9 protein-coding genes and 2 pseudogenes are annotated in these 11,362 nt (G+C 40.4%); 7 read left to right on the forward strand and 4 right to left on the reverse strand.

Annotated elements, in window-relative coordinates:
* Positions 1-77 precede the first annotated feature (77 nt).
* Positions 78-518 (forward strand): YgiW/YdeI family stress tolerance OB fold protein, encoded by a 441-nt coding sequence (locus ACMWL8_RS11485; protein ID WP_135702047.1) that lies wholly within the window; start codon positions 78-80, stop codon positions 516-518.
* 140 nt (positions 519-658) lie between these two features.
* Here the strand turns inward: ACMWL8_RS11485 and arsR are convergent.
* Positions 659-913, reverse strand: a pseudogene (gene arsR / locus ACMWL8_RS11490) (As(III)-sensing metalloregulatory transcriptional repressor ArsR); the annotation flags it as partial.
* Positions 914-998: 85 nt separating this feature from the next.
* On the opposite strand from arsR, the gene ACMWL8_RS11495 reads away from it, so the two are divergent.
* From ACMWL8_RS11495 to ACMWL8_RS11505, 3 genes are read left to right on the forward strand one after another with little or no spacing between them, the layout of a single operon-like run.
* Entirely contained in the window at positions 999-1,946 is a 948-nt protein-coding gene (locus tag ACMWL8_RS11495; protein WP_032649950.1) for an ABC-three component system protein, read from the forward strand.
* Positions 1,930-2,202, forward strand: a complete 273-nt coding sequence (locus ACMWL8_RS11500; RefSeq protein WP_350029641.1) for an ABC-three component system middle component 6 — start codon at positions 1,930-1,932, stop codon at positions 2,200-2,202. Before ACMWL8_RS11495 ends, ACMWL8_RS11500 begins: the two co-directional genes overlap by 17 nt.
* On the forward strand, positions 2,203-3,906 hold the full coding sequence (locus ACMWL8_RS11505) for a DUF2326 domain-containing protein (RefSeq protein WP_414751586.1): 1,704 nt from the start codon (positions 2,203-2,205) through the stop codon (positions 3,904-3,906).
* A 75-nt stretch (positions 3,907-3,981) separates the two neighbouring features.
* Here ACMWL8_RS11505 and ACMWL8_RS11510 read toward each other — a convergent pair whose 3' ends face one another.
* Positions 3,982-4,917, reverse strand: a complete 936-nt coding sequence (locus ACMWL8_RS11510) for a hypothetical protein (RefSeq protein WP_023303127.1) — start codon at positions 4,915-4,917, stop codon at positions 3,982-3,984.
* Between the two features lie 225 nt (positions 4,918-5,142).
* Positions 5,143-6,348 (reverse strand): tyrosine-type recombinase/integrase, encoded by a 1,206-nt coding sequence (locus ACMWL8_RS11515; protein ID WP_023303126.1) that lies wholly within the window; start codon positions 6,346-6,348, stop codon positions 5,143-5,145.
* 320 nt (positions 6,349-6,668) lie between these two features.
* On the opposite strand from ACMWL8_RS11515, the pseudogene ACMWL8_RS11520 reads away from it, so the two are divergent.
* The 3 genes and pseudogenes from ACMWL8_RS11520 to ACMWL8_RS11530 all read left to right on the forward strand — a co-directional run bounded on the left by ACMWL8_RS11520 (position 6,669) and on the right by ACMWL8_RS11530 (position 10,790).
* A pseudogene (locus ACMWL8_RS11520) lies at positions 6,669-8,063 on the forward strand (tyrosine-type recombinase/integrase).
* 880 nt (positions 8,064-8,943) lie between these two features.
* Positions 8,944-9,708 carry a hypothetical protein gene (locus tag ACMWL8_RS11525; RefSeq protein ID WP_023305546.1) on the forward strand — a complete coding sequence of 255 codons (765 nt, stop codon included), beginning with the start codon at positions 8,944-8,946 and terminating at the stop codon, positions 9,706-9,708.
* Between the two features lie 461 nt (positions 9,709-10,169).
* Positions 10,170-10,790, forward strand: coding sequence for an inovirus Gp2 family protein (locus ACMWL8_RS11530; protein ID WP_023305544.1), 621 nt, complete (start codon positions 10,170-10,172; stop codon positions 10,788-10,790).
* A 73-nt stretch (positions 10,791-10,863) separates the two neighbouring features.
* On the opposite strand, the gene ACMWL8_RS11535 is transcribed toward ACMWL8_RS11530, so the two are convergent.
* The gene (locus tag ACMWL8_RS11535) at positions 10,864-11,358 is read right to left on the reverse strand and encodes a helix-turn-helix transcriptional regulator (RefSeq protein ID WP_006809979.1); all 495 of its coding nucleotides are present in this window, start codon (positions 11,356-11,358) and stop codon (positions 10,864-10,866) included.
* Positions 11,359-11,362: the final 4 nt, after the last annotated feature.

Genomic DNA, 11,362 nt, shown 5'->3' on the forward strand with positions numbered 1-11,362 from the left:
CAGGGGATAGCAATTGAGCTTTTATAGACGCTCATTTATGATTAAGTTATCCCCCCTGGGAGGATGTGAAATCATAAATGGAACCTGCTATGCAAAAACAATACTTCAGTCATATTCGTCGCCAGTTCGTCAACGTCACCGGCGTATTGCTCGCTTCATCCATCGCCATTCCAGCCCTGGCAGCGCAAGGCGGTTTCTCCGCAGAGAAAGATCCAGTCGCCACTGAGCGCATGTATGCCGGTCATAAGGTTCAGCAGGAAAACAGTCAAAGCCGCATTCAGGCCGTGTCGTCAATGCACGAAGGGGCGTGGATCACGCTGGAAGGCAATGTCATCAGCCAGCAGCAGGAAGAGTGGTACACCTTCCGCGATCCAACCGGAACCATCAAAGTTCGTATTCCGCAGAAAGTCTGGAACGGGCAGCACTTCGATGCGCAGGATCTGGTGCGGGTGAGCGGGCAGATAAGCCGTGAGAATGGCACCACGAGCGTTAATGTTGAAGTGATTAAAAAGCCTTAATGTGAAGAGTCATTAGAACTGTGAGTTCAACGGGTCGATGGAACGCTATCTTTATAGCAGCATATGCCAGTTCAAATACCATTAACGCTTTCATTCTAATACCTCACATTTGAATAAACACATATGTACAGGCAAATTTTTTAAATACAAACAGCCTTACTGCTACCCGAGCAGTTTGCTGATGCCAGCTTACGGGCGATGGCCTGTACGTCGTCCTGTTGGCTTAACCAAGCCTGCTCAATTACCTGAGCAGCCCAAGAAGAAATATGCGGAGATAAGCGGTAGTGAACCCACTTGCCCTGCTTGCGATCCAGCAATAGGCCACTTTCCCGAAGCATCGCCAGATGACGAGAGATCTTAGGCTGCGACTGTTCCAGCGCCGTGCAAAGTGAAATCATCTCCAATTTTGCTAATCATAGGTTTACAACAATGAATGAGAGGATATTATCACTAAGAGTGTTCATCATGGATGAGAGGAAAATGAGTTCGACACAGCAAGATTACCTCTACAGACAGTTCTTTCGGTTAAAAGTACACGAATGTATGGGAGACAGTTTTCAGGCGCTCTTTTCGAAGGTTATGCAATACGCAACTCCTGGCTTTCAAGCTGTTTCCCCTTGGGGAAACTGGGGAGATGGCGGGAATGATGGGTGGATTGCTCATGAAGCTCATTACTTCCAAGTTTATGGGCCTAAACCTTCAAATCAAACCAAAGAGCTAGAAGCTGTTAATAAATCGATTGGCGACTTTGATAAATTAGTCGCCAAATGGGGGAAAGTATCAAAATATACTTTTGTAATGAATGATTATTTTAAGGGTATTCCAGCACCTGTTGGACTTTCATTAAATTCGCTTGCAATCAGTAAAAGTCTTAATCACGCAGGTGCAATGGGCGGGATGGAGCTCCTTCAAAAATTTATGTCATTATCTGAGGGTGAAAAGCAAGATATTGTAGGTTTCATTCCTGAGGTTGATTTGGATTTTACAGATAGTCGAGCTGTTGGCGAAGTGTTGACTTTTTTAGCACAAAAATCTTCTTCACCCATAAATTTTTTAAGTGAAACCGCCCCGGACTTCGAAGATAAAATAAAAATAAATGGTATTACAAAACCAATAAAGAGCAGGCTGGAATCTTTTAGTTATCAACTATATTTGATAAATGAATTTTTAGATTCTGTTGATAGCGGTCTTGAACAAACTATAGCTCAAGAAGTTAAAGAAACTTATGCAAAAAGCAAATTGGCGATAACTGAAGATAACCACAATTATGCAGATTTAAGATACACTTGGATGATAGATAAACTCCTTCCCCCTCAAGTTACCACAAGTGCGGTCGCGAGTTATCGATTTGCAGCAGAGTTAATTTTAGCTAAATATTTTGAGACATGTGATGCTTATGAACATCCAAGCAATGCTTCTGCCACATAAGCATGTTAGGTTTAGTAACTCCCTAATTGCGATTGCAGGATACACCCGTTCGTTAATTGATGGACCGGTATCCATAGAAGAACTATGGACAAAAGTAGAGCGAAAAAATAAATCAACGATAATCACGCCCTCTTTTACACAATTTATGCTTGCCGTAGACATTCTTTTTTGCATCAAACAAATAATGCTAGATAACGAAAACAGAATAATGCCAATATGCAGCATTGATGACAAATTACAAAATAAGGAAAGTTAAATGAAGTTAATTCGCTTAACTTGCGATCAGCCAACCTTTCATCCAGTGCATTTCAATGACACAGGGCTAACGTTGATTATTGGTGATAGCTCTAAAGAAAAAGAAGGCAGTAGTAACGGAGTCGGCAAGACACTTATTCTCGGCCTCGTTCAACATTGCTTAGGCGCTAATGCTGATAAAAAATTAACTTCAGCAGTTCCAGATTGGTGGTTCTCGTTACTTTTTTCTCATAATGGAGTTGAATACTTAATATCTAGAACGGGAAATGGGAAAAAATTATTATTAAATGACAAAACAATATCTCTAAAAGCATTTAAAGATCTATTAGACAAAATAGGGATATTTAATCTTGAGAATAACATTCCGTATTTATCATTTAGATCTTTATTTAAGCGTTTTTCGCGATATACCAGAGATGACTGCATCAGTCCAACTAGGACAAAAAAGGAGCAAGACTTTGAAGCATTGCTTCGCACCGCATTTCTTCTCGGCATAGATCATAATTTAATATTATCCAAAAGAAATAATAAGCAAGAACTGGATAAAGTAAGTCAATCCCTAAAAAATTGGCAAGACGATGATATTCTTAAAGACATGTTTAGAGCAGGCTCTCAACCTAAAGTACGCTATGAATGGCTAGAAAGAGAGATCCCAAGACTGCAAGATGAACTTAATACATTTCAAGTTCACGAGCAATACAGAGCTATTGAGAATGAAACAAACAGTTTAACTATAAAATTACGAGAAGTTGAAAAAAATAAAAATATAGCTGAATTTAAAGTTAGTAATATAGAAAAAACTTTATTATCACACCCTGATATTTCAAGAGAAGATCTTCTTGAACTGTACAATGGCTTACAAGAGATTTTCAAGCCAGAAACATTGGCCCATTTTGAGTCAGTTGAAAATTTTCACAAATCATTATCTTTTAACAGAAAGAAAAGACTTGAAAATGATAAAATAAAACTTTTGTTAGAAATTGAATCTCTTAAAATTGACATTAATGATATTTCGGCATTACGTGATTCATATTTGGAATCCCTGCAAGGCAAGAAAGCATTTGATGAATACGCAGTCATAGCGAGACAACTGGCTGAATTTAAAGAAGAAAAAGAAAGGCTGCATGATTATTTAAATTTCTCTATTAACCTTCAAAAGAAAGCTCAAAATCTAAGAGAAAGAAAAGTTGAACAAGACAGATTAGCGGTGAACTATGCTTCTACAAATCCTCTTTCAGAATATGATAAAATTTTTGCTGAACTCGCAGAAATAATGTACCCGAGGGTACCAGCAGGAATAGTTTTAGATGTTAATACTGGTGACAACAAAATCCGTTATGATCTAAGCATCCAAATCGAGGGTGATGATTCGGATGGGATCAATGATGCTAGGATATTATGCTTTGACTGGTTAGTATTTACATGTGGCGAAAACCATGCCATGGATATGCTATGGCATGATAATCGTCTTTTTGCCGATATAGATCCAGGTGTTCGCGCAAGATGGTTCTCTTTTGTCAATCAGTCATTAAAACGAAGCGGAAAGCAATATATAGCATCTTTAAATACTGAAAACTTTAATGCTATGGAAACAACTTTATCTGAAATCGAAATGTTAGAACTGAAATCAAAAATTGTCCTTACTCTTCGTGGTGATAAAGCAGAGAATAAACTTCTCGGCATTCAATTTGGAAGTAAAAAGTAATCCTCAGGCAGGCACTGCCTGCCGAGTATCAGTTGCTTGCTCGTTATCGGTAGCAGTATTAACCGACCTCGAGACTCAAAATTCACTCTCATCTTTTTTCTGTAATGCCACACCAAGGCTATCAAACAATTTTTCTCCAAGAGCTTGTGCGTGATCCAGCAACATTTCTAAATCTTGTTCGGTGATCACTACCGAATTACCTTCTTTATCTTTTCCGCCACGATGGACTAAATGATTACGCTTTTGTGTAGCTATTTCTATCGCATCTATTGGCCACTCTTTATGTACATTAATATCAAATGTAGCTTTATAACGACCTACAACTTTGTTTGTACTATGCCAACTTGCACTAATCAGATGTTCTTTGATTGCTTTAATCAATTCCGCCCTCATGTTTTCAATAGATTCTCCTTTGAATGGCAAAGCCAATATTTCTTTACTTACCTTAAATTCCGTCTTACCTTTTTCTATGAAATCTTTAAGGTATGAGTCATTTTTATCTATGGAGTTAATAAACAACTCAACATAAAGAGTTTCCAAAGCTGTAATGACGTTAATGTATAAGATGCTAAGCAGATGTTCTTTTTGCTTATCTTTAAATTCGCCTTTAGCCAGCATTTTTATTCCATCAATGCTTTCAACGAACTTAGAAAAGGGTTGTTCGGAAGATGTAACAGCATCGTACAAGTCTTCGTCGTACCAATCATTAATATTATTTGAATTACCTGACCACTCGTAGCACTGTTCTTGTAAATCATTAACTAGTTCTTGGATATAATCAAATTTCACGTACCCTTCAAACATCGCTTGCAACTCTTCACTTGCTTCGTATGGGCCACCATAAATGTAAGCATATCCGCCTTCACGGGATTCATACGGACAAGAGTTTGCGGGATCTTCGAAATTTTCAAAAAACCAATTCCGCATAACTTCAAGTTGATTTGCTTTACTTATATATTGCAGAGATTCGAGCGGGACTTTTTTACCATTAACATTAAAGACAACTTTCACGATACAACGCCTCTTTGAAAAAGTTATAACATTTTGACTCACTCCTCAGTGACTAACATAGCATGATTTTCATCTCTAACCTCCGCAGATCTTCACATCCTACGGTACAACAAAAAATTTGCGTAAAGCATTAACTTCGAAGGCAAAAAATAAACTCACGTTGGTTCAGCCTCTTCGATGAGAAGAGGCTCTACTTGCCCCTTACCACTCTATCAAGCAATCAAGCTAATAGCTGCATAAGCTAGGGGTTAGCTGGAATTTGCCTACTTGACCGATGAAATCTGCATACCACTGCATCATCTCCCTTCGCCCTTCTAGATACAACGCATGGTTATACGTCCCTCGAATCGCGTTCTTATCAACATGCGCAAGCTGGGTTTCGATCCATGCCGTATTGAACCCTTCCTCGTGCAAAATCGTACTCATCGTGTGACGGAAACCATGCCCCGTTACCTTCCCCGTATACCCAATCCGTTTGAATACCTGATTAATACTCGCTTCGCTCATCGACTTGCGGGGATCATTACGCCCTGGGAACACCAGCGGATATTGCCCTGACATAACTTTGAGTTGCTGTACGATTTCCAGCGCTTGGGTAGAGAGAGGCACAAGATGGGGCCGCTTCATTTTCATTCGTTCGGCAGGAATTTCCCACACCGCTTTTTCAAGATCAAACTCACTCCAGAAAGCACCTCGGAGCTCACCGGTGCGTACTCCCGTAAGAATCAGCAGACGTGCTGCAAGAACAACTAACGGGCTTCCTGTATAGCCTGCGAGAGCTTTAAAGAAGTCTGGTAACTCCTCAACAGTAAGGAAGGGATAATGCTTCGATTCATGCCCTGACATCGCGCTGGTTAGATCCGCTGCAGGATTGTATTCCGCACGACCGGTGACGATGGCGTAACGAAAAACTTCGCTGCAGCGCTGGCGAACCTTCTTGGCCTTCTCTGTCGCGCCACGGTTTTCCATTCGACGTAGCACATTCAGCAGAACCAAAGGTTTGATATCATTCACCGGCTGCTGGCCGATATAGGGGAAAATATCTTTATTGAAGGCTTCGATAATGTCAGAAGCATACCCTTCTGACCATCGGCTCACCTTCGTTCCGTGCCATTCAAGCGCCACTGCCTGAAACGTATTATTGAGCTGGACATCGCGAACCAACTTTTCTTCTTTCTTAGCAAACGATGGATCGATACCCTCGGCCAGTTTTTTCTTGGCTTCATCTCGTAGTGCCCTCGCTTGTGCAAGGGACACTGCTGGATAGACACCAAAAGCCATACGCTTCTCTTTTCCATTGAAGCGATACTTCATCCGCCAATATCTGGAACCAGAGGGAACAACCTCAAGATACAAGCCAGCACCATCTGCCAGCTTGTAGGCCTTCTCTCTGGGTTTAGCGGCGTCTACCTGCCGTGCATTTAGCTTCATTGGGGGCATCTCCCTGGACCGAACACAGAATGCCCCCACTTATGCCCCCAACTGTAACTTGATTCCGGTTGAGTCCAGTTGATAACAGGAGATAAGATACGGGCTAGAAACCGCATTATACGGGCTTTAAGTTGATTTCGGTAGACTTGAGAAGAGTTTGAAATGGTGCCGATAATAGGAGTCGAACCTACGACCTTCGCATTACGAATGCGAAGTTTTTATATTTTAACTGCTTGAACAACCATCAGAAATCACAAATTTATCATTTTAAATCATAATATTAAAACAAAAAACCTGTTGATGTAAATTGATGAGTGTTGATGTTTATCCTTTCAATTTACTTACACCAGCCGTTACATTACTGTAAACCGTAATCCCCAACAGGAACCCTAAAAATGGCGCTTTCAAGACAAAAACTAACCTTCGAACGAATTCGAAGATTTACTTTACCTGAAGGGAAAAACCAAGTTTTCCTTTGGGATACGGACGTAACAAGCTTGGCATGTCGAGCAACTCGTGGAGCAAAAGCCTTTGTATTCCAAAGCCTGTATGCGGGAAAAACCCTTCGCATGACCATTGGCAACATTAACGATTGGAGGATTGATGATGCGAGGGCCGAAGCCAGGCGACTGCAAACATTAATCGATACTGGGATAGATCCGCGTATAGCTAAGGCGGAAAAAATTGCTGAAGCGGAATCACAGCAGGCTGAATCTCGTAAAACGAAGGCAACCTTTTCAAGCGCTTGGGAAGATTATCTTGATGAATTGAGAACCGGAATCAGCGCAAAAACTAAACGCCCCTACTCTGCACGCTACATTGCCGATCACGTTAACTTGTCCAGTCGTGGAGGCGAAAGTAAAAAAAGAGGCCGGGGCCCAACCTCACCTGGGCCACTGGCTAGCCTGCTCGACCGACCATTATCAGAACTAACACCAGAGAACATTGCCGAATGGCTAAGTACAGAGAGACAAAATCGGCCTACCGTCACTGCTCATGCCTACCGTCTGTTGCGTGCATTCATCAAATGGGCTAATTACCAGAAAAAATATCAGGGAATAATCGATGGCGATCTTGCACAAGATCATAACGTGAGAAAAATGGTTCCAATATCAGCGAGCAAAGCGGGAGATTGCTTACAAAAAGAACAGCTCAAAAGCTGGTTCAGTGCCGTGCGTAGCCTCAATAATCCCATTGCATCAGCCTATCTCCAAGTGCTTTTGCTCACCGGTGCACGGCGTGAAGAAATTTCCTCACTTCGCTGGTCTGACATAGATTTCAAATGGTCAAGCATGAGAATTAAAGACAAGATCGAAGGCGAGCGAATTATCCCCCTCACTCCCTATGTTTCTGACTTGTTACGCTCACTGATGGAGATCCCCAATCGTGGTACAAACGAGGAGAATTGGGTTTTCAGAAGTAACAGCAAAAGTGGCAAAATTATTGAACCGCGTTCAGCACATAATAGAGCATTAACTCGCGCGGAGTTACCACATATCAGCTTGCACGGATTGCGCCGTAGTTTTGGGACCCTCGCTGAATGGGTCGAAGTACCAACAGGTATTGTTGCGCAGATTATGGGCCATAAGCCTAGCGCTCTTGCTGAAAAGCACTATCGCCGCCGTCCATTAGATTTGCTAAGAAAATGGCATGAAAAAGTTGAATTATGGATCTTAGAAGAAGCAAAAATAAAAAACAACGTTGATAAGCGTTGATTTTATCAAATATCAACAACTTACATAAAATCACATGTGTTGACAGAAATTTTTTTTCAGTTATCTTTTATTACTGCTAACTACATTCACTCACTAAGCAGGAGATTAACTACAGTGACTAACCCAATAACTGTATCAAGAGAAGACCGAAGTGCGGAAATCAGAGCGAGATGGGGTTTACATCCGACTAAAAACAAAAGTTCTAATTTTTGGGAAACAACAATTCAGCGTTTTAATAATAGTAGTACTGACCGAATACTACCTCTTTGGCACCGTGTTTCAAAACTTTTAGTTGCTATTAGGAATGTAGTCAATACTATAACATGCCCTTTTCCACCAAAGGGGAATACTTCCCGCTCACGCCGAAGTTCAACAACGTCATCAAAAAACTCATCATCATCTTCATCGGATGGTAGTAGTAGCGACCCCGATCCCGATAGAGACCCCATATTCACCCCTTTTCATTTCATTCTTTCATCTCTGTTAAAAACAATTATCGTCTTATTTGCCCACATATCAAATGTTGGGGTGATGAAATGAGCGATATCAAACATCAAAAACCCTCTCAGTCACAACTAATTTCTACCCGCGAGTTAGCTAATATTATTGGCTATGAAGTACAAACTATTCGAGCTTGGCTTTGCAAAGACAAACTGCCTAATGGTTTACCGCGACCGAAGAAAATTAAAAACCGACACTATTGGTCACGTAAAGACATTGATAGATACCTATTAACCTTCTCAGTATATAGTAACTAATAGAGGCCTCCCCCGGCTATTCTAAAGAATAGCCGGGTTAGTTAATACAAACCTTCCATTAACAATGGGGGGAGATTAATACTATTTATCACATCTCACATTAACAAAATTCAAGGTCACATATGAAAAAACGCATCACTTTCAGCGTAAACAATAGTTCTACTATTGATGCAATTGACGACTATAGCAATGCAAAAGGATACTCCAGGTCAGAGGTGATATCATTTTTATTAAACGCCACAGTCCCAGCATTGAATAAAATAACATCGCAATATCATATAGCTCAAATTTTGGAGTCAACATTAGGCTGTATTTTTGAAGAGAAGGCCCCGTCAATAGCACGGGGGGAGCCAAAATTAACTTACGAAGAGTTTTTTCATTCCGTCTGGAACACTCACATTCGACACCGGAACGAGGTTATCGACCAGAATTTTTATGCACACAAAATATCTCATGATAAGATGGGGAAGAGTGAAAAAAAATTAATTCATGAAAAGCTCACATACATTATAAAAAGCTTCAATGTAAAAAAAGCAATTTTTATTTACACAGATCGGCGCGTGAACCACAAACATCTAATTGCAGGAGGGTTGTCAAATATCATACTGATAAAGGAAACAGTTTACGATGGTTGTTTTTTTGATTTGAGCAGCATTGTGATTATGCCAATCTTTGAACTTATTACATTTGGAATTGAAGAGGTATTGAAAAGAAATAAAATCCACCATAAACAATCATGCTATTGCTGGATACCAATTTATTACACAAATGATCTAGCGGTAATGGTCCCGGTGATTGCCGAAGGCGATACACCTCAAAAGGCGATGAAAGGAGGAGATGCCATCATTATTAACCCCTTTAACGGTGAAGTAAACCATACTTTCTGATACCAATGTTAAGCATAACCACTTAGTTGCATACATCTCGACAGTATGGAGTTAGTACCTAATAGCTTGATGAGGGTAAAAGATGCCTACTAACAAAGCAAAATCAAAGAAAATTCTAGGAAGGCCTGAAGGAAGTAAATATTACCATTTAATTCAGAGTGAGAAGGCTAAGCATTACTCTCAATCCAAGGTGGCAAAGATCTTAGGAATAAGTATTTCCACGGTAAAAAGACACTGGGATAATGGCATCTTTGGGTGATTATAATTGCAGAGTTGCTTTTTAAGTATTTTACTGCATGGGTAATGGGTTGATAACAAGTTTTATTGTTGGAAAGGTATTATACAACAGTCATTACTATTAATAGTTAATTAATATAACTAACCACAGACATTCAGCTATGTCTGATCATTTTACTGTATACGGCTATCATAAGCCGTAGGGCTAACAACAGGATCGAAGCATGGAATTATATCATGGTTCCCATGGTGAGCATGTGCTCGCCTATAAAAAACATATTGAACGAGTCGTCAATGATGCTATCAGTGAATTCCCCAGAACAATGGCGTTACGTGTTGATGTTCATTATCCACCCATTTTAGACAGAGGTGACACTGTTTGCTGTTTTCCTAATCTAGAGCCTGGTGCTATATCCCGTTTCCGTAATGCGTTAAATGCAATGCTGGAGGCCAATGAGAAAGCCAGAGCAGCTAACGGTAAACGAATTTATCCAAATCGTGTTCGTCATGTTTGGGTAAGGGAGTTTTCCGAAGAGGGGAAATGTCATTTTCATATTGGTCTTTTTTTTAACAAAGATGCTTATTACCATTTAGGTGATTATGAGGCCGAAAGCAATTTAAGGATGATGATTGTAAGAGCATGGTATAGCGCACTGGGATTGGAACTGGATGATTATCCGGGATTGGTTCACTACCCTGAAAATTGTCGTTATATATTAGACGTCAATGATTTTAACTTTGAAGGAGAATACAATAAATTACTGAATCGTCTTGACTACCTGGCTAAACTTGATACAAAAGTATACGGAGATGGCGACCGTAGCTTCGGCTGCAGTCGCTGGTAATTTATTTTTTTACAGAAATGGCCTTTCTTATGGATGGAAAGGCCAAACCCATCAGTTAAAGATGGTTGTTTTACTATAATCCAACGACCTCATCCCCGATATTAGTCAAAATCATTAATTCTTTAATCTCTCGTTGTGCCAACTGTAATTCAAACTGCTCTTGAATTAACATCCACTTCGACCAACTTCCACCGACTACATGCGATAACCGGAGTGCCATAGCTTTCGTCAGTGAAACTGAACCGTTCAACAATTCAACTATCTCTTGCTCGCGACATCCCATGTAAACCGAAAATTTATTCAGTCCTATATTTGATACCGCTAGTATTTCGGCCAGTTTAATGCCGGGATGATCAGGAAGTAAGGTCATGCCGTATTCATCCTGATAAATTCCATAAATAGAACAGCCAGTTTCTCTCAGTTCTCGTAAATTCTTCCCTGCAAACTTCAGCTCGTGTGAAAGCCCGAGAAACTCACCAGTAAATTCATATTCTGCTTCAGGCCTATGGTGGCATTTGATCAATGCAAATGCCGCCCCTACTTTTTCAACTGTTACAGTAACCGACATTGAA

This window comes from Enterobacter sp. 04-C-12-SI-ECC, assembly GCF_047530715.1.
Lineage (GTDB): Bacteria > Pseudomonadota > Gammaproteobacteria > Enterobacterales > Enterobacteriaceae > Enterobacter > Enterobacter bugandensis.